The organism is Paenibacillus durus (assembly GCF_000756615.1).
Taxonomy (GTDB): Bacteria; Bacillota; Bacilli; order Paenibacillales; family Paenibacillaceae; genus Paenibacillus_AQ; species Paenibacillus_AQ durus.
Map to the genome: position 1 here is coordinate 1173728 of NZ_CP009288.1, position 24606 is coordinate 1198333.

Annotated in this window: 18 protein-coding genes; 13 read left to right on the plus strand and 5 right to left on the minus strand. The window is 53.7% G+C overall.

The annotated features are described in order from the left end of the window. Positions 1-31 precede the first annotated feature (31 nt). On the minus strand, positions 32-841 hold the full coding sequence (locus tag PDUR_RS05425; protein ID WP_042205404.1) for a 3'-5' exonuclease: 810 nt from the start codon (positions 839-841) through the stop codon (positions 32-34). A gap of 145 nt (positions 842-986) precedes the next feature. Here PDUR_RS05425 and PDUR_RS05430 point away from each other — a divergent pair, with 145 nt between their 5' ends. From PDUR_RS05430 to PDUR_RS05445, 4 genes are all read left to right on the plus strand, one after another. Next, positions 987-1487 (plus strand): CYTH domain-containing protein, encoded by a 501-nt coding sequence (locus PDUR_RS05430; RefSeq protein WP_042205405.1) that lies wholly within the window; start codon positions 987-989, stop codon positions 1485-1487. Positions 1488-1615: 128 nt separating this feature from the next. Next, on the plus strand, positions 1616-3025 hold the full coding sequence (gene thrC, locus PDUR_RS05435) for a threonine synthase (protein ID WP_042205406.1): 1410 nt from the start codon (positions 1616-1618) through the stop codon (positions 3023-3025). 41 nt (positions 3026-3066) lie between these two features. Further along, positions 3067-4056, plus strand: coding sequence for a Gfo/Idh/MocA family protein (locus PDUR_RS05440; protein ID WP_042205407.1), 990 nt, complete (start codon positions 3067-3069; stop codon positions 4054-4056). A 19-nt stretch (positions 4057-4075) separates the two neighbouring features. Continuing rightward, on the plus strand, positions 4076-4996 hold the full coding sequence (locus PDUR_RS05445; RefSeq protein ID WP_042205408.1) for a radical SAM/SPASM domain-containing protein: 921 nt from the start codon (positions 4076-4078) through the stop codon (positions 4994-4996). A 687-nt stretch (positions 4997-5683) separates the two neighbouring features. Here PDUR_RS05445 and PDUR_RS05450 read toward each other — a convergent pair. Beyond that, the gene (locus PDUR_RS05450) at positions 5684-6022 is read right to left on the minus strand and encodes an ArsR/SmtB family transcription factor (protein ID WP_042205409.1); all 339 of its coding nucleotides are present in this window, start codon (positions 6020-6022) and stop codon (positions 5684-5686) included. Between the two features lie 54 nt (positions 6023-6076). Further along, positions 6077-6976: an EamA family transporter RarD gene (rarD, locus tag PDUR_RS05455; RefSeq protein ID WP_042205410.1), complete on the minus strand. Its 900-nt coding sequence runs from the start codon at positions 6974-6976 to the stop codon at positions 6077-6079. Between the two features lie 306 nt (positions 6977-7282). Between rarD and PDUR_RS30290 the strand changes: the two genes are divergently transcribed. The 3 genes from PDUR_RS30290 (at position 7283) to PDUR_RS05465 (ending at position 11058) form a co-directional block, all read left to right on the plus strand. Continuing rightward, positions 7283-7360, plus strand: coding sequence for a hypothetical protein (locus PDUR_RS30290; protein WP_081949785.1), 78 nt, complete (start codon positions 7283-7285; stop codon positions 7358-7360). A gap of 297 nt (positions 7361-7657) precedes the next feature. Continuing rightward, positions 7658-8869 carry an MFS transporter gene (locus tag PDUR_RS05460; RefSeq protein WP_042205411.1) on the plus strand — a complete coding sequence of 404 codons (1212 nt, stop codon included), beginning with the start codon at positions 7658-7660 and terminating at the stop codon, positions 8867-8869. A gap of 347 nt (positions 8870-9216) precedes the next feature. Then, positions 9217-11058 (plus strand): ATP-binding protein, encoded by a 1842-nt coding sequence (locus PDUR_RS05465; protein WP_052410067.1) that lies wholly within the window; start codon positions 9217-9219, stop codon positions 11056-11058. A gap of 295 nt (positions 11059-11353) precedes the next feature. Here the strand turns inward: PDUR_RS05465 and PDUR_RS05470 are convergent, their stop codons facing one another. Next, on the minus strand, positions 11354-12400 hold the full coding sequence (locus tag PDUR_RS05470) for a LacI family DNA-binding transcriptional regulator (RefSeq protein ID WP_042205412.1): 1047 nt from the start codon (positions 12398-12400) through the stop codon (positions 11354-11356). 467 nt (positions 12401-12867) lie between these two features. On the opposite strand from PDUR_RS05470, the gene PDUR_RS05475 reads away from it, so the two are divergent. From PDUR_RS05475 to PDUR_RS05495, 5 genes are all read left to right on the plus strand, one after another. Next, positions 12868-14313, plus strand: coding sequence for a glycoside hydrolase family 32 protein (locus tag PDUR_RS05475; RefSeq protein ID WP_052410068.1), 1446 nt, complete (start codon positions 12868-12870; stop codon positions 14311-14313). A 47-nt stretch (positions 14314-14360) separates the two neighbouring features. Next, positions 14361-15824, plus strand: coding sequence for a glycoside hydrolase family 32 protein (locus PDUR_RS05480; RefSeq protein WP_042205413.1), 1464 nt, complete (start codon positions 14361-14363; stop codon positions 15822-15824). 2 nt (positions 15825-15826) lie between these two features. Then, positions 15827-16009 carry a hypothetical protein gene (locus PDUR_RS05485; protein WP_042205414.1) on the plus strand — a complete coding sequence of 61 codons (183 nt, stop codon included), beginning with the start codon at positions 15827-15829 and terminating at the stop codon, positions 16007-16009. Positions 16010-16311: 302 nt separating this feature from the next. After that, the gene (locus tag PDUR_RS27790) at positions 16312-22536 is read left to right on the plus strand and encodes a GH32 C-terminal domain-containing protein (protein ID WP_081949403.1); all 6225 of its coding nucleotides are present in this window, start codon (positions 16312-16314) and stop codon (positions 22534-22536) included. Positions 22537-22720: 184 nt separating this feature from the next. After that, a complete protein-coding gene (locus tag PDUR_RS05495; RefSeq protein WP_042205415.1) occupies positions 22721-23278 on the plus strand; it encodes an SLOG family protein in 558 nt (185 codons plus the stop codon). A 67-nt stretch (positions 23279-23345) separates the two neighbouring features. Here PDUR_RS05495 and PDUR_RS28575 read toward each other — a convergent pair whose 3' ends face one another. Further along, complete coding sequence (locus PDUR_RS28575; RefSeq protein ID WP_156130317.1) at positions 23346-23510, minus strand: hypothetical protein; 165 nt, start codon at positions 23508-23510, stop codon at positions 23346-23348. Between the two features lie 116 nt (positions 23511-23626). Here PDUR_RS28575 and PDUR_RS05500 point away from each other — a divergent pair, with 116 nt between their 5' ends. After that, the gene (locus PDUR_RS05500; protein ID WP_052410069.1) at positions 23627-24424 is read left to right on the plus strand and encodes a nitroreductase family protein; all 798 of its coding nucleotides are present in this window, start codon (positions 23627-23629) and stop codon (positions 24422-24424) included. The last annotated feature ends 182 nt before the right edge of the window (positions 24425-24606 follow it).

Consider the following 24606-nt stretch of genomic DNA (forward strand, 5'->3'; position numbering starts at 1 on the left):
GGTTATGCCGGAAGGGGAGACGGTTCTCTCATCAGCCTTCGGTGTTCGGATTCGCCGGAGCAGGGCGGGCAGGGAAAGCGCTGGGGGCGGGCATCTTCTCTAGCTCCGTTGCAAAATAGCGCTGAAGCTCTTCAACCTTTCGCGGGTCGTCGAGTGGAATTTTTCCGGCAAAATAATGCTCCATAACCAGTTCCCAGGTAGGGATGATTTTTTGTGACAGTATCGCTTTGATCGCGATCTTGACCGTCTTGCGCTCCCGGGCGTTGGAGAAGGTGTCTTTGTAATATTTCACCTGATCCAGATCAAGCTCGCCGAAGAGTGCGCGGAAAATGTCCGACGTCATGCGCGCATCACCGAGCGCTCGGTGGGCGGAACCGGCGGATTCAAGGCCCAGAAGCTCCATAGCGCCTTCCACGCTGATATCATTCTTCAGTCCCCGGGCGCGCAGGAGACCTTTCAGCAGATCGTAGTAAGGCGTCTTCATCCAGTAGGTGTCGTCCATCTTATGCATGCGGGTATCCTGGACAATGCGCTTCATATCCTCCCCGCCCCAAGTCAGCAGCAGCACGCCGTCCGGGCTTTGGTCCAGCCAGCGCCGAAAGGCGGAAATGACTTTGGGAAAGCGGGGGGCAATGTCGATTTCTTCCTGCGGGATGCCCGTTTTTTTCTTAATAAACGAATTTAGAGTGGCAAAATAGACGGGTCTGATCAGCGAAGTAAACTCGTCGACGGGACGCAGCGAGGCATCCAGCCGCACGGCGCCGATCTCGATAACCTCCATCGGATGCTCGCTGGCAAACTTGCGGCCGTTGAATTCAATGTCCAGAATGATATAATCCACAAAAGTTGCCTCCGTATACACTTAGACTGATACGATTTCTCGCACCGATTACTCTATTTTAACAAATTGTTCCCGGATTGACTTCCTTTCAGCGTCATTTTACAATTTACTAACCTGACATTCGTTAAAAGGAGAGAAATTATAGATGGCAATGGAAATCGAGCGCAAATTCCTGCTTCCTGAGTTTCCGCAGCAGCTTGTTCAAGAGGGGAAGCTGAGCATTCACAGCCGGCAGCGCATCGAACAGACTTATTTGGCGATTGACGGGCCGCAGGAGCTGCGTGTACGCAAGCTTGAAGACCTTAGTTCCGGCGAGCTGCATTACACCCATACGTTCAAGAACGGCCTCGGCATCAGCCGCGAGGAGATCGAATATGAAATCTCACAGGGCTTATACGAACAAATGATCCGCGCCGTCCGGGCTGTGCCGCTGATCAAGGAACGCATTACCGGTGAATGGAATGGCATAACGGTGGAAATTGACATCTATGATCAGCTGAAGCTGTCGGTCGTCGAGGTTGAATTTCATTCCCTGGAGGAAGCCCAAAGCTTCTCACCGCCGGACTGGTTCGGCCTGGACATCAGCGAAGAGAAGAAATACAGCAACAAGACGGTCTGGAAAGAATTGCAGAATCCGGCCCACTAGCGAAGGAATTGCGAAAATTGGCTGAAAACTGGCGAAAGCATGCAGAATACAACGGACTTTAACACATAAACGTGTTAATATATAGGATGAATTCGAAAGCGCGAAATATTCAGGGGGCTGAGTAGAAAATGAAATATATTAGTACAAGAGGCAATGTCGAACCGAAAGGTTTTATTGATACGGTCTTGATGGGTCTGGCTGATGACGGCGGATTGATGATTCCGGATGTCATTCCCTCCGTATCCGCACAGACGCTGGAGGAATGGCGGTCTTTGAGCTTTCAGGAGCTGTTCCTGAAAATCTTCTCCTATTATACAAACGGTGAAATCCCGGACGGGGACCTGAAGGAATTGGTTGAGCGGAGCTATGCTTCTTTCCGCCATCCGGAAGTGACGCCGCTTAAAGAAATCAATGATTCCCAGTATGTGCTGGAGCTGTTCCACGGGCCGACCTTTGCGTTCAAGGACGTCGCGCTGCAGTTCATGGGCGAGCTGTACTCTTATATTTCCAGAGTTCGCGGCGAAATTATTCATATTCTCGGCGCAACCTCCGGCGATACCGGTGCAGCGGCCATTGCGGGCGTGCGCGGCAAGGAAGGCATCAAGATCTGTATTCTGCATCCGCATAATAAAGTCAGCAAGGTGCAGGAGCTGCAAATGACGACGGTGGATGACGCGAACGTGCTCAACCTGTCGGTCAAGGGCAATTTCGACGACTGCCAGAAGATCATCAAGGAGCTGTTCGCCGATCTGGACTTTAAGAGCCGGTATCACTTGCGCGCGATCAACTCGATCAACTTTGTGCGGATTTTGGCGCAGACGGTCTATTATTTCTACGCTTACCTGCATCTGCCGCAGGCGGCGCAAGGCAAGACGGTCAACATCAGTGTACCATCCGGCAACTTTGGGAATATCTTCTCCGGCTACCTCGCCAAAAAAATGGGGCTGCCTCTCGGCAAGCTGATCATTGCCACGAACGAGAACAATATTCTGGAGCGCTTCGTCAAGACCGGAGAGTACAAGCCCGGCGATTTCAAAAGCACGTACAGCCCTTCGATGGACATCCAGGTGGCCAGCAACTTCGAACGTTATCTGTATTATCTGCTTGGCGAGGACTCCGCGAAGGTGTCGGATTATATGGCCAAGCTTCAGCGCGAAGGAGCCATTACGGTCGATCCGGCGCTGCTTGAGCAGGTGCAGTCCGAATTTGCCGCGCTCGGCGTGAAAAATGAAGAGTGTCTGAACATAATCGGCAAATACCAGCAGGAATCTGGCTATTTGCTGGACCCGCATACCGCCTGCGGTATTGCCGCTTATGAAGAATATAACGGGCCGGGCGAGATCGGCATTACGTTCGCGACGGCGCATCCGGCCAAATTCGACGAAGCGATTTCCCTGCTGAAGATCAAACAGGAATTCCCAGCGGAGATTGCCGGTCTGTCGGCGCTCCCGCAGCATATGACCGTGACCGAGCATGACAAGGCGGAGATCGCAAGCCAGCTTGAGACCTTCTATACGCTTTCGGCAGAAATCGGATAGGGATCGATGATGAGACAGCCTTTAAAGGGAGAGATAGCTGTATGACTATTCGATTTGGCGTAGTGGGAACCAACTGGATTACGGACCGGTTCTTGGAGTCGGGACTGGAAAATGAAGATTTTCTGCTGACGGCCGTGTACTCCCGCAGCGAGGAGAAAGGCAAGGCGTTCGCCGCGAAGTATGCCGGGGCCTCCGTCTACACCGACCTGGAAGTTATGGCGGCAAGCGACGAGATCGATGCCGTCTATATTGCAAGCCCTAATTCGCTGCATGCCGAACAGGCGCTGATCTGCATTAGCCACGGCAAGCATGTGCTGTGCGAGAAGCCCGCCGCGTCCAACGCGGCGGAGCTGAGACGCGTAACCGAGGCTGCGCGGCGCAATAATGTGCTGTTTATGGAAGCGATGAAATCGACATTGGTTCCGAACTTCGGAATGATCAAAGAGAATCTATATAAAATCGGCCGGGTCCGGCGCTATTTCGCCAGCTACTGTCAGTATTCCTCCAGGTATGACGCCTTCCTGCAGGGTAAGGTGCTGAATGCCTTCAATCCAATATATTCCAACGGTTCTCTAATGGATCTCGGCATTTATTGTCTTTATCCCATGGTGGTACTGTTCGGTAAGCCGGATACGGTAAAGGCGACTGGCGTCATGCTGTCCTCCGGCGTTGACGGCGAGGGCAGCATCGTCATGCGTTACGACGATATGGATGCGACCGTTATATATTCCAAGATTACCGAATCCTATCTGCCGGCGGAAATCCAGGGCGAGAACGGCACGATGATAATCGATAAAATCAGTCAGCCGTATGAGGTTAAGATTCGCTACAGAGACGGAATCGTTGAAGAACTGACTGTGCCGCAGACTTACGAGTCGATGTACTACGAAGCTCAGGAATTTATCCGCCTGCTGAAGGCGGGGGAACGCGATAGCTCCGTCAATTCGCATGCCTGCTCGCTGGCGGCGGCGGAAATTATGGAGGAAGCGCGGCGGCAGATCGGGCTGAGATACACCGCGGATCAATGGTAAGAGAAACGGAGAGCGGAGCTTGAAGACATTTAAAAAGGTATACATCGAGATTACAAGCGTCTGCAATCTGGCCTGCAGCTTTTGCCCGCAAACGGCGCGGCAGGCAAAGTTTATGGATACGGAAACGTTCAGCGTCATTCTGGATGAGATTAAGCCGCATACCTCGCATATTTATCTTCATGTCAAAGGCGAGCCGCTGCTGCATCCGAGAATCCATGAGTTGCTGGATGCCGCTCATGACAAAGGCTTCAAGGTTAACATTACGACCAACGGTACGCTGATCCGCAAAGCGGGAGACAAGCTGCGAGGGAAGCCGGCGCTGCGGCAGATGAACTTCTCACTGCACAGCTTTGACGGACATGAGGGCTCCGAGGACCGCGAAGGGTATCTTGCGCATATTATTGGATTCGCCAAGGAAGCTGCGGCGCAGGGCGTCTTCATCTCCTTCCGGCTGTGGAATCTCACCCCGGACAATCTGACGAATCAGCAAAGAAGCCGGAACCGGGAGACGCTGTCCGTACTGGAGTCGGCATTCGGTCTGGACTACCAGATCGAGGAAAAGATCGTTCCCGGCAGCAGCGTGAAGATCGCCGAGCGGATCTTTCTGAACCAGGACCATGAGTTTGAGTGGCCCAGTCTTAGCGCTCCCGAAGACGATGGTAAAGGGTTCTGCCATGCCCTTCGCAGCCAGGCCGCCGTACTGGTTGACGGGACGGTGGTGCCCTGCTGTCTGGATGGAGAGGGCGTCATTAATCTCGGCAATATCCACCGGACGCCGTTCTCCGAGATCGTGGAGGGAGAACGGGCGAACAATCTGTTCTACGGCTTCTCCCGCAGGGAAGCGGTGGAGGAACTGTGCCGCAGATGCGGCTACCGGCAGCGGTTCGGTTCGAGTGAACCGAATAGTACGGCTTCAGGTATGAGCCGCAAGGAGAGCTGAACGGGATGGCAAGGAATGGATGGATGGACTATATAGGGGTTGTCCCATAAGTGGAGAAGCCGGCAGGTCTTTCGGTTATTGAAAGACTTGCCGGCTTCTGTTATTCTGTCTGCCGCCCTCCCATCGAACCAGGTTAGGAATCAGGGCAATCGCTGACGGATTGTTCATCAGAACGTTTTCATAGAGTAAGAAAGTGAATTCGGGAGACTCGAAAAAGATTTTTGGGGCGGCCCGGGTGTTGATATGTATTGCTGCGAGCGCAGGTGCGGCCTCCTTGGCGCTTCAACATCAAGTGATGAGGTTAGGTTGGTTATGATTTAAGTTCAGCGTCTTGCAAAACAGCTAAGATGCAGCTTTTTTTACCCAAAACGCTTATTCACAGGGAATTCCTGCTAACATGCAGGGATTTGAGGCTGGGCTGACTGAATTTGAGGCTGTGCGGAGAAAAACCTGTATTTCCGTAGGCATATTATACAATGGCTGTTCTCAGGTGACCAAAAGATGCACAATCTCAGGTTTTTTGCCTACTTTGCTCCATCATGCCCCAGGGATCGGAAATACATTACCCTGTACACCTGCCTAAATTCCCCCTCAAAAAAAATCGTCCCGGCAGCCATTTCCATGGCATATGGTACCCCCTCTTTTGCACGATGAATGCACGATGAATGCACGATGAATGCATGGAAATCAGCCCGGCTCGGTTAACCGCTCAGATTCCCCTGAGGCGTGATAGGCATCCAATATCGATCCAAGCAGTCCCGGGAAACGGACTTCCAAATCCTCCGTGCGGATGCTGGAGAAGCGCTGTGTGCCTTGTACGCGAACGTGAAGAATGCCTGCCTCCCGCAGAGTCCGGTAATGATGGGAGAGGGTGGATTTGACAACGGGAACAGCAATATCCCCGCATCTCCGCTCGCCTGATTTATGGATCACATCAACCAGATATAATCGGATGGGGTCGCTTAGGGCGTAAAGCACAGAGGACAACTGAATATCCTGGCGGTCCGGATGATGGGGCATTTTCATATCAAAAGCCTCCTTCGTATATTTCCTTCCGAATTTCCGTCACCCGTGCAAGGGTCAAAGAGCATCTGCCTGACTGACCGGTACGACCTTCACTTTGGACTTCTTGAACGTAACGAAGGAATAAATAATCAGGGCCAGCCAGATGAATGAAAAGCTGATTAAATTCCCTTCCGTGAACGGTTCGTTAAATAAGAAAATGGCAAGCAGCAGACTCGTAGTCGGCGCGATATATTGGATAAACCCGACGAGTGAAAGCGGAAGCAGCTGCATGGACTTGGCGAACCAGAATAAAGGCATCGCTGTCGCTACACCTGAAAGCATGAGAAGCAGGATCGAGAATAGCGGTAAAGAAGTGAAGATTCCCGTTCCCTGCGATTGTATGTAGAACAGGTAGCCGAGAGCTACGGGAAGCGCAATAATCGTTTCTCCGGTCAGACCAAGCAGAACATCCAGCTTCGCTATCTTTTTGGCAAGACCGTATAGGGCAAAAGTAACCGCTAAAGAAATGGCCACCCACGGAATATGCCCGTATTGAACAGCCATAATCAGAACGCCGGCACCTGCCAGAAAGAGGGACAGCCATTGCCCCGGCGACAGCCGTTCTTTCAGGAAAATGACGGCGAACAATACGCTGATCAACGGGTTCATATAGTACCCCAGGCTCGTTTCGATCACATGATTGTTGTTAACGGCCCAAATGAAGAGAAACCAGTTGAGGCTGATAAAAATGGAGCAGAGAACAATGGCGGCCGCGCTTCTTCGGCTTGACCCAACACGCTTTAGCCGTTTCCACTGTTTGGACACCGTAACGAGAACCGCCACGAATACAAAAGACCAGGTAATCCGCTGCGCCAAAATTTCCCAAGCGGGCATCGCTGTAAACAGGCGCCAATATAGAGGCAGGAACCCCCATGATAAATAGGCCAAGACGGCGTAAATGATCCCTTTCTTCATCAAATGATCCCCCAGTAAAAATCAAGAATATGATTTTGAAGTTCGATTATAATCGAAATTCCGAATAGTGGAAATGTAGCACACAATCAGATGAAATGCAATTAGATTTGATAATGACATCAATAGGACACATAAGCGAAAAAAGCCTTTGGTGTGCGGATATGAGTTCATCATGCTCCGCTTCCCGAAAGGCTTTGTTTATAATGAACGGATCTCTATGTCTTCGAGCAACGGGTGCCGTTCCAAAAGACGGCATAGCCGTTTCAGGCTTCACGAGAAAGTCTCGGAAAGCCGCAGAGCATTGAGATGGGAATCCGGAATGAAGAGAGCTGTATCGAGTGGTGCGACAGAGTAATCGAGGCGCTGGGCAGGAATGAGATTTAAAAAAGAGGAGAATAAGGGCTAGTCACAATAGAGAATTATTGATAAAATTTATAAATAATTAAGGTATATTCAATTTGTTTTTATCAAACCCGCTTACTACAATAAAGAGAGAAGATATTTCAATGTGAAAATATTCTCAATGTAAATTCTGCAACATGACTCATTCATATTCTCCTAAACAACCGGTGCGGCATGCCTTGTGAAAAAGAACACAAGAACCTCTGTCAAAAGCCAAGGGGATTTTGTAATCGTAATGCTTGCAGGGCGGTGCACAACCGAGCGCAATGGAGGGAGAGCATGAAGAACAAATATTTGTCAGCATCTTTGGGATTGTACATTAACTATTTCGTTCACGGCATGGCATTGATCATTATTGCTCAAAATATCGATTTCTTATCCAGGCAGTGGAATACGGATAATGCCGGTGCCGCTGCGGTCGTTTCTTCTTTGGGCATCGGGAAACTGGTCGCCGTCTTTTTTTCGGGCAAGCTGTCCGACCGGTTCGGGCGGAAGCCTTCGGTAGTGCTGGGAATCTTTTTTTATGTATTATTCTTGGCCGGTATTCTGATCAGCCCGAATGTCGCGGTTGCTTATATCTTCGGCATATCCGCCGGTGTGGCAAATTCCTTCCTGGATACAGGGACGTATCCGGCATTGATGGAGGCCTTTCCCAAGAAGTCCGCGCCCGCGAATATCATCATAAAAGCCTTTATCCAAGGCGGACAGTTTGTGCTGCCTTATCTCATCGGATTTTTGATACTGCGGGATTTATGGTTTGGATGGAGCTTTATTTTTCTAATTGCGGTTCTCTGCGCCAATCTGGTATTCGTCCTTACCCGCACGTTCCCGCCTATGGCGGACGTTTCTCAGGCAAGTGAAGAATCGAGGCCGCAAAAGGCAAGAACCTTTCATTTCAGCATGAATGAAATTTGCCTGATATTGTTCGGATTCGTTGCGCAAACCTTGCTCTACATCCTGGGGCAATGGATTGCCAAGTACGGCTCGGAGGTTGTGCATATGAGCGAAGGCTCATCGCGGCTTCTGGTTAGCTACGGAAGTCTTGGCGCGATCTGTTGTGTGTTAGTCACCTTTACGCTGGGAAACAGGGGCATTAAGTCGATCTATTTTATGATGATCTATACGGTTATGACAGCGGTCGTTTCCCTGGTGATTTGGGCGTTCCCGGTGCCGGTGGTCTGCACGGCAGGGGCCGTGCTGTTGGGTTATTTCTCTAGCGGCGGTCTGATCCAGCTCGGACTTACGCTGCTGGCGGAGAAATCTTCGCGGGGGAAAGGTCTGGTAACGAGCCTCTACACGATTGCAGAGGGAGTCGCCATTTTTACCATTCCGCTTGCGGCGGCGGCCATCTCCAGAGTTAACATCGGGGGGATCTTTCTGCTGAACGCTGGGGTCGCTTTGTTCGGATTTGCGCTGACTCTGATTATTTTTATCCGGGATATTCGGCCTGTTAATGAAGCAAGCGTTCAAGCAGAACAAGTTCAGTGCTAGAGAGTCAAGCTCCAGTAATAATAGAGAAAATAATAGACACAGGCTCAGGGCCTGTGTCTGTTTTGTGACCTTTGTAGTATAACCCTTATATGAAAATAGGAATACAGTTCAGCCCTTCCTAATGATTAATGCGGCCCAAGCGGCCCCGATATAGGAAGAGGCTTTTTTTGTGCTGGGGGCTAATAATTCTTAGATTTTTAAATAGCTGAATTGGTTGGCAGTAAAGGGAAACGGGTAAAAGAATTTAGGGTTTCACCGGGAGACTCATGGATAAAAAATAGATCTATATTAGCTATTGGACGCAGCAGGATAGGGTAGCCCGGAAAGAAGTGGAGGAGTGCTTGATTATGGATGGAGAGAGACCTGCGCCGGTACCGTTAAATCCGATCACTGAGATTGCTAAGGCAGGGCATATTTTATACACGTACGATGACTGCGACAGCTATATCGACAATGCAGTGTCCTATGTTACGGCCGGTATTCATCAAGGATACCAGATCTTGTTCATTGACAATGTGGTTACGTACCGCAGGCTGCTTGGCAGGCTTGAAGAGGTGCTGTCCGCCGAGCAGTTGGAGGATGTTCATTATGTCGATAATTTTGAATTTTACCGTCAATACGGCGATTTCCATTGCGATAGCATTATTAATCATTTTGAGAGAATTCTGAAGCCTTTCCTGGACCGGCAGATCCTGGTCAGAACCTGGGCTCATGTCCAGTGTAATGAGAAAGAGCGGGACAACATTCACATTACGCTTGAGGAATTTGAAAGAAAGGCTGACGGCTCCGTAAACGGCAACGGTCTTATGTCCGTCTGTGCCTATAACGCACGGGAAATCTCCGCATCGCTGCAAAATGTTCTGCTAAAGACGCATGAATATTTGATGACTGACAGGGAATTCATCGTTTCTCCTCTGTATAAGAGTTCTCAAGCGTTTGAAGGGACTTTTCCTTCTCTCTCGGTCCAGAGCCAGCTTCTTAACGAGCAAAAGCAGCTTCTGATCGAGAAGGAAGCGGCTGAACAAATGAGTAAGATCAAGAATGAATTTATTGCCATGATGAACCATGAGATACGAACTCCGATGAATGGCGTGCTTGGCATGACGGAACTGCTGTCTGAGACGAATCTGGATCACGAGCAGACGGAGTATTTGGATGCGATCCGCAAAAGCGGGGAATCCCTGCTCCGAATCGTTAACGATATTCTGGATTTCTCCAAGATTGAATCGGGCCGCGCCTATGCCGTGAACGAGCCTTTTCGGATTAGGGACTGCATTGCGGAAGTGCTGGATGTGCTGCTCTTGAAGATTTTGGAGAAAAACCTGGATATCAAAGTATCTGTTGACCCTGACATCCCGGAAAGGATTACAGGCGACTACGACCGTTTGAGACAGGTGCTCCTCAATCTGATTGAGAATGCTGTGAAATTTACCGAAGAGGGTGGCATTCATATCTCGGTCAACAGCCTGGTCCGGAGCGGCAGCAGGATTCAGCTTCAGGTTACAATCAGGGATACCGGAATCGGAATACCGGAGGAAGCGCTAAAAAATCTTTTTCAGCCGTTCTATCAAGTGGATAATGGCTTGACGCGAAAGGTGGAAGGAACCGGCCTCGGTCTGGCCATCTCCAAAAAGCTCGTGGAATTGATGGGCGGCGAGATCATGGTGCGGATGCCGGAAGAGCCGGGTGCTGCCTTTTTATTCACTGCGGAATTCGGAATGATCCCTACGGAGAGCCGCGCTGAGGCTGTGGAAGAGGGCCCTGGCAAGTTCCCGTATTCCATGCGGGTGCTTGTAGCGGAAGATAATGAGATCAATCAGCTTATCCTGAAAAAACGCCTTGAAAAGCTCGGGCATACCGTGACCATTGCAGCAAATGGAAAAGAGGCGGTCCGGTCCGCCGTCAGCATACCTTACGATATCATTCTGATGGATGTCCGAATGCCGGTGATGGATGGGCTTGAAGCGGCTCAGGTGATCAGAAATACGCTTGCCCAAGGTCAAGTGCCTTATATGGTGGCGTTGACGGCCAATTCCCTGCGGGACGACCGCGGCAAATGCCTGGACAACGGGATGGATGAATATTTGACAAAACCGGTCGATAGCGAAGCGCTGGCTGCTGTGCTGGATAAAGCGGCGGCCCGAAAAGCCGACCTTGGTAAAGCCCTCAATATGCCGGAAAATCGGTGATTATGTACGGCGCTCCTGGAGACATTGCTGAATGCAGAGACAGTGAGCGCGGGTAGAAGATGTGTCGGTGCGGCAATGCAGCATTGCAATACGGCGCGGGAAAGTAATGCGATGATAGGACAGGAAGGCACAAAAGGCAGGCTCCTCGCTTGTAAGCGACGGGGCCTGCCTTTTTCTAATCGAAACTTCCGGGATAGCGCTTCATTATGAGCATGCGACCCTTAAGCTGCCTGCAAAAATCAGCTTTGGCGGCTGTGCGGCGTATGCGCGGGGCGTGGGTGAACGGCGGGACAGCCTAGGATTGGTGGGCAGAGATTCCGTTTGCTGATTCTGCCGCCTGCCTGGTTGATCCCCGCAGGACAACGCTGGATTCCAAATAGATGATTTCCTTATGGCGGTCCGGCTGCTCAATCCGGTTAAGAAGCGTCTCGACGACGCGCGTTCCGAGCTCATAGGGGTAAGTATGAACCGTAGTAAGCGGCGGGTCGATGATTTTAGCATTCGGGACGTCGTCAAATCCCGTCACTTCAATCTGTTCGGGCACTTGAACCTTCAGTTCCTTGAGCGCGCGGATCGCGCATATGCCGATATCGTCATTGGCGCAAACAAACGCAGTGGGCAGCTTATCCAGAGCCTTCAGCCTCTCTGCCATCCAATCGACGGAAAGGTAGGGCTGTGTGTCGTCCGGCGTTATGCTGAACGCGGGGTCGGGCCCCTGGCCGGATTCCCTCATCGCGCGCTCGAAACCGAGCCATCTCTCGTAAAAGCTCCGGCAGTGGTACAAATCTCCGATAAAGCCGATATTCTCGTGCCCCTCTTCGATCAACGTCTTGGTGAGGGTATAGGCAGAATATTCATTCTCGACCATAATAATGTCGTAGTTGTGGCTGCCAAAGACGGTGCGCGGAAGGAAATCGATGAATACAGTTGGGATTCCGGCGCCAAGAATCGTTTTGACATAAGGTTCATGAAAAATCTCCATGCAGACGATTCCATCGATATTGTACGGATTGATATTGGACGGCAGCACATTGCTGCGGATATCATCAGGCTTCACCAGCATCAGAATCAGATTGAAGCCTTGGGCGCTGAGGCCCGTTTCCATTCCTTTAATCGTCTCGGAATAGAAGCTGATGGCATTGATATCTCCACGGGTGAGCAGCGCGATGTTTCCCATATTCATGCTGGAGAAATTCTTATATTTAAGCTCGGCTGCTTTTTGCAGAATCTTCTCCCTGGTCGCATCGGGAATTTGCGGATGATTATTCAGCGCTTTGGATACGGTGTTGCGCGACAATCCCAAAGCATCGGCGATATTTTGAATGGTCACTCTCTCGGCCATGGGCAGCAAGCTCCTTTTTGACTCATGACTTTTACATAAGCTTTTATACTGGTCCTAAAAATGCGACAATAAATTGCGCAAATACAAATATGAATGTAAAGAGGGAAACTGGAATGTTGAGCTAATATATGCCCGTTACACTTAATTTACATACACTTTAAGGTAAATAAACATCTTTTGCTTTCTTAATTATATAATTTTTTTCAGGTACTGCATAGTTTGCCCCCAGGATCGGCGTACCAATCTATGAAAGCAAGAATGAACCCTGGTATGGAAACGAAAATCCGGAAGGGGAACTGATAAAATAAATACCTAAAAAAGGATTGACACTCCGAATTGAAAGCGCTATACTTCAATTGCAATAATTTAGTTTACATTTGTAATGTATTATGTAAATCAAATGACGTTGAGATGAATAACCGCACTTTGGAGTGGATCTGAAAAAGGCGGAGGACAGGAGGGGGAACATGGCTGAAACGTATCGCGAGCTTTACCGCCCGCAATTTCATTTGACGCCGCCGGTGGGGCCGATGAGCGATCCGAACGGGATGGTGTTCTACGAAGGAGAATACCACCAGTTCTATCAATTCACGGGCAGATGGGGCCATGCGGTGAGCCGCGATTTTGTGCACTGGGAGCATCTGCCGCTGGCGCTCGTAGCCGACGAACTGGGCGACGTCTGGTCGGGCAGCGCCGTGGTGGACCGGCGGGACAGCAGCGGTTTCTTCGGCGGCAGGAGCGGTTTGGTAGCGATATTTACCCATTTTAACGAAGGCCTCCAATCCCAAAGCATCGCGTATAGCTCGGACAAGGGAAGAAGCTGGGTGAAGTATGCGGGTAATCCGGTCATCCCCAATCCCGGCCTTCAGGATTTTCGCGATCCGAAGGTGCTGTGGCATGAGGGGACGGGACGCTGGGTCATGGCGGTCAGCGTGGACAGAGCCATTCATTTCTACAGCTCGCCCAATTTGCGGGAATGGCGGTTTGAGAGCAGCTTCGGCGGTGCGGGTTGTCAGGACGCCGTGTGGGAGTGTCCCGATTTGTTCCGTCTTCCCGTCTTGGGCGAGGACGGCGAGAGCCGCTGGGTGCTGCATGTCAGCGTCGGTGATAACGAGGTTACGGACGGTTCCACCGCCCAGTATTTCGTCGGACACTTCGACGGCTGCCGCTTTGTCTGTGAGCATGAGGACGACCGCCCGCGATGGACCGATTTCGGGCAGGACTTTTATGCCGCCGTTTCGTACTCGGATATTCCGCAGGAAGACGGCCGGACAATTTGGCTTGCCTGGACCTCCAACTGGCAGTACCCCTTTCATTCTCCGACCGAGCCTTGGAAAGGCGGCATGTCGATTCCAAGGACGCTCGGGCTTGCCAGAAGCGGCAGCGGAGAGCTTCGCCTTGTGCAGCAGCCGGTACGGGAGCTTTCTGCACTGCGCGAAGAACCGCTCGAGTACGGTCCGGTGGAGATTAAGGATGAAATCCTCCGCCTTCCATTCAAGGGACTGTCGTATGAATTCGAGGCGGAGGTCAGCTGGGACAGTGCGGAGGAATTCGGTATTCGTGTCAGGGTATCGGATGACGAGCACACCGTTCTCGGCGTAAGCCCGCTGCGGGGCGAACTGTTCCTCGACCGGCGCGAATCGGGATTCAGCGAACTGCCGAAGCGTACCGGAGGAACGGCGAATTTCGCCAAGGTATTCCGGGCGCCGCGAAGCTTCGAAGCAGGCAGGCTGACCATGCGGGGCTTTGTGGACGATTCGGTTATTGAGTGGTTTATCGGGGACGGCGAGGAAGTGTTTACATCACTTGTCTATCCCCGGCCGGATAGCGCCGGACTGGAATTGTTCGCCCATGGCGGAAGCGTATCGTTCAGCCAATTTACGGTGTACCCCCTGAAACCTGTCTGGATATAAACGGAAGTATAGAAAAATATCATTTTGAATAGGATGGTGAAGCTGCTGTGAGCAACACACTGGAAAAAGAGACAATACCGATTACCAATGCAAGGTACCGGCTTCAATACCATTTAATGCCGCCCGTCGGCTGGATGAACGATCCTAACGGACTTATTTATTATAAAGGCGAATACCATGCCTTCTACCAGCATTATCCTTACGGGCCCTGGCAGGGACCGATGCACTGGGGACATGCGAAGAGCAAAGACCTTGTGCATTGGGAGCATCTCCCGATCGCCCTGACTCCTTCAATGCCCTACGACTACGCAGAGAACACGGTGTACGGCTGCTGGTCGGGCAGCGCGGTCGACGATGACGGTGTGCTGACTCTGATTTATACGGGACATGTGGAGAGCAACGATCCGGTGGAGGTGCAGTGTATCGCGCGCAGTACGGACGGTATCCATTTTAAAAAGGGTGCGGCTTCCATCATTGCAGGTCCTCCGGACGCGGAATGCTTCGGTTTCCGTGATCCGAAGGTATGGAAGCACGGCGAGGTCTGGCATCTGGTTATCGGTTACGGCAAAGACGGCAAAGGCAAGGCGCTTCACTATACCTCAAGCGATCTGAACGAATGGACCTACGAGGGAATTGCGGCGGAGAGCGACGGAACGATGGGCGATATGTGGGAATGCCCTGATCTGTTCCCGCTTGGGGGAACTCCGGACAGTCATGTGCTCCTCTTCTCTCCGATGAATATTGCGCCTGTCAAGACGCTCTATCTGTCCGGACAGTTCGACTACGGTTCGGGGAAATTCAGCACGCAGCATAAGGACCGGGTGGACTATGGATTCGATTTCTACGCTCCGCAGACCTTTGAGGATGCGTCCGGACGGCGGATCTTGTTCGGCTGGATGAACATTTGGGGCGCGGAGATGCCCGAGAAGGAAGACGGCTGGATGGGAGCCTTCACCTTGCCGCGCGTGCTGACGCTTGCGGAAGATGGCAGCCTACTTGCCAATCCTGCCGAAGAATTGAAAGCGCTGCGTGGCGAACATGTGAACGCGGCTAACGTCCTGCTTAAAGACGGCGAAGAATATTCATTGGCGGGAGCGGAAGGAAGCGCGCTCGAAATTGAAGCCGTCTTTCTGGCGGATGCTTCATCCGGCGCCGAATTCGGCCTGCGCGTACGCTGCTCGGATGACGGCTTGCAGTATACGGAAATCTCCTACAAGGCATCCGAAGGCGTGCTGCGGATGAACCGGGATCATGCCGGTGCAGGCGAGGGCGGCGTCAATGAGGCTTCGCTTGTTCCGATGGAAGACGGACGGGTCAAGCTGCGCCTGTTCCTGGACAGTTCTTCAGTTGAATTATTTGCGAATGACGGCCGCCGGACGATTACGAACCGGATTTATCCGCTGGAAAGCAGCTTAGGGCTCAAGCTGTTCTCAAGAAATGGGAACTCGGTGCTTGAATCGTTTAATGTATGGCGGATACAGCCGGATCAACCGGCTAAGACGGTAGAGTAATCATGGCGGATGTGGCTGCCATCGGCGAGCTGCTTATTGACTTTACTCCCTGCGCGCAGGATACAACGGGAGCCGACGACGCTTTTTTAGCCGGCATACTGTATGGACTGCTTTCCCAGGAGCTTGCTCCGGGTGAAGTGCCGGCGGAGAACTGCACGAAATGCTGCGATTCGCCAATGCGATAGGGGCCCTTGCAACTACCCGCAAAGGCGCGATCCCGGCAATGCCTTCTTTGGACGAAATTGAAGGGCTTCTGGCCCGGCAGAATGGATGAACAGGATGAAGCGGCCTGAAGTTTGGGCCGCTTTTTCAGGCAAGCGCAGCCTGCTGGTCCGTAGAATTAATGCTTAACCCCGTTATTTTCTTAGGAAGCTGTAGGGTATCTTTGTTTTGGAAACGGATGCCCCCTCCCGCGAGGACGGCGCAGCTGTTTCTTCTTGCACTAATTAGGTAACGCTTACATTTCAAAGGGACGGAAGTGGGCGAAATGGGAAAAGGGAAGAAGCATCCGGGCAGCCGCTGGTTAAACGTGTTAGTTGCGATTCTGCTGCTGGGGACCGTTATGTTTCCAGGTTCATACGCGGCGGCGTCGGAGGCCGGAGGCGCAAATGATACAGGCAATATTGGAAGCGCTTTAACTGCTGGCGTCAGCAGCAACCTAAGCGGCTGGACGGTGAGGGACAAGGGAACGATCGAAGAGACGCCGGAAGGATTGAAGCTGTCCTCGGCGGAGAACGGGTTCGCGCTGTCAGCAGAGCAGGGGGAGAGCTTCAGCTACGAAGCGGATGTAACCCTGCTGCAGGACAGCGGCGTGGTGTCGCTTATCTTCCGCTCAAATGACAGCGGCTGGGGCTCTTACATGGCGCAGCTTGACCCGGGAGCGGATATCCTGAAGCTGAAAGATGCGAACGGGGACCGGGTGCTGAAGACGGAAAGCGTGGCGCTCAGCGCCGGAGAAACGTACCACCTCAAAGTGACGGCGGAGGGTACGTCGCTGAAGGTGTACTGGAACGGCGGAGCGGAGCCTCTGCTCACCGCGCTCGACACCGCCTACACGAGCGGGTACTTCGGGATGCATGTCTGGAACAGCGCGGCGGTGTTCCAGAATATACGCATGGAAGTCATTAATACGGAGACGAAGCCGGGAACGGTGAACAGCAACTTGAGCGGCTGGACGGCGAAGGACAAGGGAATGATCGAAGAGACGCCGGAAGGATTGAAGCTGTCCTCGGCGGAGAACGGGTTCGTACTGTCAGCAGAGCAGGGGGAGAGCTTCAGCTACGAAGCGGATGTAACCCTGCTGCAGGACAGCGGCGTGGTGTCGTTTATCTTCCGCTCGAATGACAGCGGCTGGGGCTCATACATGGCGCAGCTGGACCCTGGGGCGGATATCCTTAAGCTGAAGGATGCGGATGGCGACCGGGTGCTAAAGACGGAGAGTGTGACGCTCAGCGCCGGAGAGACGTACCATCTCAAGGTGACGGCGGAGGGTACGTCGCTGAAGGTGTACTGGAACGGCGGAGCGGAGCCGCTGCTTGAGGCGGAGGATACCGCCTACACGAGCGGGTACTTCGGTATGCATGTCTGGAACAGCGCGGCGGTGTTCCAGAATATTTATGCGGGTCAGCCGGGTAAAGCGGAGCCGATAGAGATGGCCGGCGTCAGCAGCAATCTTACGGGTTGGTCGCAGCGCGGTGTTGGAAACGCTTCCTCAAGCCCTGAAGGTCTTCAACTGACGGCATCGGGCGAGGCTACGGTCATGTCGGACACCTATGCTCAGGACTTTACCTATGAGAGCGACGTAACGCTGAAGTCGGCGGATTCGGCAGGCTCCCTGCTGCTGCGTTCGGATGAGACGGGGCGGAACGGATTTCTGGTCCAGGTGGATGCAAAAGCGGGCAAGATCAGATTGCTTGACGCGAACAGCGCGCATCCGGACCGGCTGTGGATCGAGAAAAGCATCGCTATTCTGCCGGATGTCAGCTACCACGTCAAAGTTAAGGCGGATGGGAATCGCATACAAGTCTATTGGAACGGCAAATACGATCCCGTAATCAGCGCTGAAACGGAGCTTTACTCCGGCAACAGGCGGCTGGGACTTCGCGCAAGCGGCGCTGCGGTGTTTCAGAATATCGAGGTGAGCGAACTGCTCACGAATATAGAAGAGCTGAACAGTGAAGCCAGCGGATGGATGAAGGATCTGCAAGGCCTTAAGGGATCGTCGGAAGGAGCGCAGTGGTCGCTGCATCTTTCCGGCTCGCAAGAGGGGGATTTTGTCCTGGAGGCCAACGTTACGATTGCCGTCTATTCACCGTCCGCCGAAGCGGCGCTGCTGTTCCGGGCAAACGAAGACGGTTCCGGCTACTGGCTTCAATTGAATGCGAATGAAGGCACAGTTAAGCTGGTGAAGTCGGGTTCGGCAGGACGGGAGGTGCTGGCTTCCACTTCGGATATTCCGCTTGTTCCCGGGAAGAAGCATCATATTGAAATTCATGCCGTGGGTTCCCAAATCTCGGCCTATGTGGACGGCTATGAGGGAGCGGCTGCCCAGCTTGAGGATACCAGCTATGCCTCGGGCTTGACCGGTCTTGCCGTAACCGGCGGCAGCGCTTATTTTCAGGATGTCTATTTGACGCCTTCCGGCGGATATTACAATGAAATTTACCGTCCGGCGTATCATTATACGCCTGCTCGCGGCTCGGCAAGCGATCCGAACGGGCTGGTCTATTTTGAAGGGGAATATCATCTCTTTCACCAGAGCGCCGGACAATGGGCCCACGCGGTCAGCACTGATCTTGTCCACTGGCGGCGTCTGCCGCTTGCGCTAAACTGGAATGATCTGGGCCATGTCTGGTCCGGGGCAGCAATTGCCGATGAGCATAACGCTTCGGGGCTGTTCGGCGATTCGGGCGGCAAGGGGCTTATTGCTTACTACACCTCCTTTAATCCGGACAAAACGGGCGGCAATCAACAGATCGGGCTCGCTTACAGCAAGGATAAAGGCCGTACCTGGCAGTATTACGGGAACGAAGCGATTATCAAAAATCCGGGTTATACAAGCGGAAATGAGCCGGTAGTCTGGGATTTCCGCGATCCGAAGGTGGTGCGCGACGAAGCGGGCAACCGCTGGATCATGGTCGTTTCCGGCGGCGATCATATCCGCTTCTACACCTCGGAGAATCTGATCGACTGGACGCTGACCGGCAGCTTCGGTTACGGCAGTTATATACGGGGCGGCGTGTGGGAATGCCCTGACCTGTTTCCTCTTCCGGTGGACGGGGACAATTCACAGACGAAATGGGTGCTGATGATCAGCATGGGCGCCAATCCGAAGACGAACGGATCGGACGCCGAATATTTTATCGGCGAGTTGACGCCTGACGGTAAATTTGTGAACGACAATCCGGCCGGGACCGTACTGAGGACCGACTTTGGCAAGGAGATGTACGCTTCGACTTCCTTTGCGAACGTACCCGGAGGCCGGCGTATTATGCTGGCCTGGATGACGAACTGGGATTATCCGTTCAGCTTCCCGACCTCGCCGTGGAAAGGACAAATGACGGTTCCGCGCGAATTGTCGCTCAAGACGACGCCGGAAGGCGTCCGTTTGGCGCAGACTCCGATTGTCGAGCTTCAGGATCTGCGGGGTACGCCATTCGTGGTCAGTGATACGGACGTCTCTGCGGATACGGAAAATATTCTGGCCTCATCCTTCGGCAATGCCTATGAAATTGAGGCCGAGCTTGAACTGCCTGAGAAGGGAGCAGCTTCCGAATTCGGATTCCGTCTGCGTGAAGGCGGAGCGCAGCGGACCGTTGTCGGTTACCGCACAGGAAGCGGCAAGCTGTTCGTTGACCGTTCTGCTTCCGGGCGGACCGATTTCTCATCCAAGTTCTCGTCTGTACATGAAGCCAAGGTGCAGCCGGAGAACTCCGCGCTGAAGCTTCGTATTCTGGTGGACGAATCCTCTGTCGAGGTGTTTGCGGCGGACGGCAGGACGGTATTCTCCGACGTTATTTTACCGGATAAGGCGCGCAGCGGCATGAGCTTCTACGCCAAGGGCGGCACGGTGAATGTGAAGTCGATTAAGGTGTATCCGCTTAAAAATATTTGGAACGAAGGATTGCAGCCGGACGAATCGGCCGGCCGGATCATTCTGGACCGCAGCCTGCTGGAGCTGGGGGCCGGGGAATCCAAAGAGATATTCGCTGGTGTGCTGCCGCATAAGTCCGCTCAGGAGCTCGTCTGGACCTCCGGAGACGAATCGGTTGTAACAGCCGACCCGTCCGGTTCTGCCAGCGTTGTGCTGAAGGCGGTGGCGCCCGGCACGGCAGCCGTTACTGTAAAGACGCGGGACGGCAGCATGTCCGCCGTTATCACGGTAATCGTAGGGACATTCAATACGAATCTGAAGAAATGGAAGCCGAATTCCAGCTGGGCCGTTACGTCCGAAGGCATCAGGGGTACTTTTGACACCGACTCGAGCTATATGTCCGGGGAACGGGCGGCCGATTTCACCTATGAAGCAGACGTTATGCTCCCGCGCACAGGCGGAGCCGGCTCGATGCTGTTCAGGTCGAATGCCGACGGAACGAGCGGGTACTATTTCAACCTTGACCCGAACATGAAGGCGGCACGCCTGTTCTATATGGCCGACGGCCAGTTCCAGGACCGGCAGGTGCTGGCGAAAGTGCCGATGGCTCTGACCACGGGAGTGAAGCATCATGCGAAAATCACAGCCGCAGGCACGCGGATAACTATCGAGCTGGACGGCCGGCAGATTATTGATGTGGATGACGACACTTTCCGCCAGGGCACATTTGGCGTGAACGTATTCGGCGGCGATGCCTATTACCAGAACGTCAATGTGTCCGGGACAACGCCGGCCGACGATAGACTTTACCGTTTCGTTAACGCGGGTACAGGAGCGGCGCTTACCGTAGACAGCCAGAGTTCCTTGGCCAAACTTAAAGCGCTTCCGCAGCAGGAGTCGGTCAATCAATACTGGAGCTATTATCCGATCAAAAATAACGCCTACACGATCCGGACGGGGGAAAGCGGCAAATCGCTCGACTGGGATACGGGAGCCAACACGGTCCAACTATACGCTTATCTTGGCTATGACAACCAGCGTTGGCTGGTGCATGACAACGCTGACGGAACGATAACGATCCTGTCCAAGTTCAAGCCGGACAAAGCGCTGGAAGCCAGGGAGGACGGGACGGTCAGACTGGAAAATGCCGATGGTTCAGACCATCAAAAATGGCGCGCCGTGAAAGTGGAAGCCAGCGGTGAGCAGCCTAAGCCGACGCCGTCTGCGTCACCATCGGCAGCGCCATCTGCGGTAACGTCAGCAGCCCCGTCAGCCGGGGAATCGGAAGCGCCATCGGCTACGCCACCAGCAACGCCGTCAGACGCACCGACCCCCGCACCAGCGCCGACACCATCGCCGGTGCAGCAGCCGGACAATGGCGTAACGGGAACCGCTGATCAGGCTGCGGCATCTTTCTTTTCCGCCGCTAAGACGGAGCGTGTGGATGGTTCGGTGCTGGAAATCAAGCTCGACAAAGCCGCGCTGGAGCAGTTGGTCGGCGGCAAGGCAGCCGACCTGCAGATCAAGGTTAGCGGCAAGGAGGATATTGTGCTGAGCGGCTTGTCGGCGGCGGAGTGGAATAGGCTGTTTCAAGGAGGCAGCCGCCTTACCGTCAGCACGCCCGAGCTTATCGTGCCGCTGCCTGCGCTTTCGCTCGGAGATTCCATCGAAGGGCTGGGCGGAGACGCGAAGGCGGAGGATATCGGAGTGCGCCTATCTATAGAGCACAGTCCGGCGGCATCCAATGTGGAGAAGACGGCCGCCAGCCAAGGTTATCGGCTGCTGGCCGATCCGCTGGCCGTCAAACTGACGCTTAGTTACAAGGATAAGAGTGTATCCGCGCCTTTGAAGGCTCCCGTTGAACTGCTGATGGCGGTTCCGGCAGATCAGGCGGGAACCCAAGGCGGGATTGCCGCAGTTTCGGTTCAGGATGAAGGAAAGCTGTTCGCCGTTCCCGCTTCGCTGAAGACGGTGAACCATATCCGGTATGCCGTGATCCACGAGGCTGCCGGTTACCGGACTTACGCGCTGCTGAGCGGCAGGACTTCCTTCTCCGACACCCGGAACCACTGGGTCCAAGGTATCGCCGCAGACCTGGCGGACCGCATGATGCTTACCGGAGGCGGGGACGGCCGTTTTGCGCCGGACCGCACGGTTACGCGCGCCGAACTGGCGGCGCTGACCGTCCGAAGCCTCGGGCTCATGGGCGGAGAGATACCTTCCGCCGCCTTCCGTGACGTGCCCGCCTCCTCTTGGGCCTATGGGCCGGCGGCGCTTGCGCAGCGGTTCGGCCTGATGTCCGGTTATCCCGGCGGCGTCTTTGGCGGCAGCGGCGAGGTGACCCGGGAGCAGGCCATGGTGGTCGTTTATAACGCCGTCCGCCTGATCCAAGGGGGCGGCGCCGCACCCGATGCTGCGAAGACGAGTAGCAGCCTGACCTCTTTCGCGGACCGGAGCAAGCTATCTCCATGGGCTTCGGAAGCGGCGGCCTATCTTATTGACAGCGGCATTGTCAAGGGAGACGGCTCCCGCGAGCTCCGGCCAAAGGATACGCTGACAAGAGCGGAAGCAGCCGCCTTGATTCACCGCATGCTTCAGGCAAACGGCTGGATCGACTGAAGCTGATACTATGTACGAAGCGGAGCCGTCCGCAGGGTTTCTGAAACCTTGCGGGTGCTCCGTTTTTTTGCCTAACAATGAATGAATTCGATGAGGAGCAGAGCCTTTCGCGCCTTCGGCAGGCAGAGTCCGGGAGCGGCTGGTATAATGGAAGGACCGACTGAAACGAGGAAAGAGGCATGGCATGAAAACACTGCTTGTTACCGGCTACCGGGCGCATGAGCTGGGTATTTTTGACCGTAAGCATCCCGGCATTCCCTATATCAAAAAAGCGCTCGCTTCCCGAATGGTCCCGCTGCTGGAAGAGGGGCTGGAGTGGATTATTACCCCCGGCCAGTACGGAATCGACCTGTGGGCGTGCGAGACCGCGCTGGAGCTAAAAGAACGCTATCCCGGCCTGAAGCTGGGCATAATCGCGGCCCATGCCGCTCCCGAGGAAAGATGGAAGGAAGAGAAGCAGGACGAGTTCCGCCGGATTGCGGCGGCGGCCGATTATTACGGGGCGGTCAGCAACCGGCCCTACGAAGGAAGCTGGCAGTTCAAGGCGAGGGATGAGCTGCTGATGCGCAAAAGCGACGGGCTGCTGCTGGTGTATGACGAAGAAGCGCAGGAAGGGAGCCCGAAATACATCAAGGAGCGGGCGCTGAAGCTGAGTGAAGAGAGCGGGTATGCGCTGCTGACGATTTCGATGGACGATATCCAGAGTATGGCGGATGAGGAGCAGCTGTCTTCATACGAATGAATCGAACCCTAAAACCGTTAAATCAGGGATACTAACTGTTCCCCAAATGCAACGAATCCAGCCATCACTATTCCATAAAAAAGCGGCCCAACCCGCTGCTGAGGAAGAGAAAAGCAACGCTGAGATTCGTTAGAGTCTTGGGCAGGGGCTGCATGCTCAAATAACGATGGTTCAGTTCGTTAGCCAAACGAGCGATGCTTGCGGCTTCCGCTGACTCGGATTTGTTAGCCAAACGAGCGGTCCTTTGGTTTCGCTTAATCGTACATTTTTCAGGTGCGAAAGTTGAGTTCGTTATTATGGCATAACCAAGTGAAACTTCTTACAAATTCAATTTAGGGGTGAACCAACTTGAGAATCGTAGAAATGGAACCTAAGCTGTATGCCAGCATCGAATCACGGGTATCCCGCAGGAAGTACACGGCACCACCCGCTGCGGAGCAGCTTGATGAATTGAAGCTCTATGCGGAGGCGCTCAATGAAGACGCAGGAGGAGCCGTACGGATTGGGGTTTGGGCGGATGGAGCCGAAGATGTATTCGGCGGATTGAGCAACAGCTACGGCATGTTTAGCGGTGTGAAGGCTTTTGCCGCTTTTATCGGCAGAGAGAAGAGGGAAGAGGCGCGAGTCAAGACTCTGTGCGGTTATTACGGGGAGCAGTTCGTCCTGAAGGCGAATGCGCTGGGCTTAGGAACATGCTGGGTTGCAGGCACCTTTGACAAGGCGATGGCGAAGCGGATCGCCGGGGTGGGCGAGGGGGAGCTGCTCATTTGTGTGGCTCCGCTCGGAGCTGTACCGGATAGCCTCAGCCTGAGGGAGAAGATGGTAAAAGGCTTCTCAACCGGACGCAAGCGCAAGCCGGTTGAGCAATTGCTCCGCAATCCCGGGGAATTGGAGACGGCTCCCGGCTGGATGAAATCGGCGCTCGCTGCGGCACGGACCGCCCCGTCGGCGATGAATTCTCAGCCGTGGAGATTTACCCTCTTACCGGCGCAAAATGCGCTCGCCGCGCAGGCGGAAGGACGTACCCACCAGGAGTCGGTCGATCTCGGCATTGCTATGGCGCATATCGAGATAGCTGCGCTTCAGGCCGGTGTTTCCGGAGTGTGGATGGAAGAGGCGGGAACCTGGACGTTTACGGCAAAATGAGAAGGATTAAGGATGCTTCTCCGCTTCACTTGTCATCACCGTGATTTTCCGGTGGGAGCGGTTTTCCATTTTCATCCTCGTTTCACGCTCGTATCGATTCGTCAACCGCTAATTTCGGTTTTCAGCCAGACTGGCTTTGGTTTTGATGAACTATCGATCCCCGTTTATATCCAACCAGCCCC

Bases quoted from the DNA above. Each gene is read 5' to 3' on its own strand.
- PDUR_RS30290 (WP_081949785.1), top strand. From the start codon at position 7,283: ATGGGAATCCGGAATGAAGAGAGCTGTATCGAGTGGTGCGACAGAGTA.
- PDUR_RS05475 (WP_052410068.1), top strand. From the start codon at position 12,868: ATGGCTGAAACGTATCGCGAGCTTTACCGCCCGCAATTTCATTTGACG.
- PDUR_RS05440 (WP_042205407.1), top strand. From the start codon at position 3,067: ATGACTATTCGATTTGGCGTAGTGGGAACCAACTGGATTACGGACCGG.
- thrC (WP_042205406.1), top strand. From the start codon at position 1,616: ATGAAATATATTAGTACAAGAGGCAATGTCGAACCGAAAGGTTTTATT.
- PDUR_RS05460 (WP_042205411.1), top strand. From the start codon at position 7,658: ATGAAGAACAAATATTTGTCAGCATCTTTGGGATTGTACATTAACTAT.
- PDUR_RS05470 (WP_042205412.1), bottom strand. From the start codon at position 12,400: ATGGCCGAGAGAGTGACCATTCAAAATATCGCCGATGCTTTGGGATTG.
- PDUR_RS05450 (WP_042205409.1), bottom strand. From the start codon at position 6,022: ATGAAAATGCCCCATCATCCGGACCGCCAGGATATTCAGTTGTCCTCT.
- PDUR_RS27790 (WP_081949403.1), top strand. From the start codon at position 16,312: ATGGGAAAAGGGAAGAAGCATCCGGGCAGCCGCTGGTTAAACGTGTTA.
- PDUR_RS05495 (WP_042205415.1), top strand. From the start codon at position 22,721: ATGAAAACACTGCTTGTTACCGGCTACCGGGCGCATGAGCTGGGTATT.
- rarD (WP_042205410.1), bottom strand. From the start codon at position 6,976: ATGAAGAAAGGGATCATTTACGCCGTCTTGGCCTATTTATCATGGGGG.
- PDUR_RS05430 (WP_042205405.1), top strand. From the start codon at position 987: ATGGCAATGGAAATCGAGCGCAAATTCCTGCTTCCTGAGTTTCCGCAG.
- PDUR_RS05465 (WP_052410067.1), top strand. From the start codon at position 9,217: ATGGATGGAGAGAGACCTGCGCCGGTACCGTTAAATCCGATCACTGAG.
- PDUR_RS05485 (WP_042205414.1), top strand. From the start codon at position 15,827: ATGGCGGATGTGGCTGCCATCGGCGAGCTGCTTATTGACTTTACTCCC.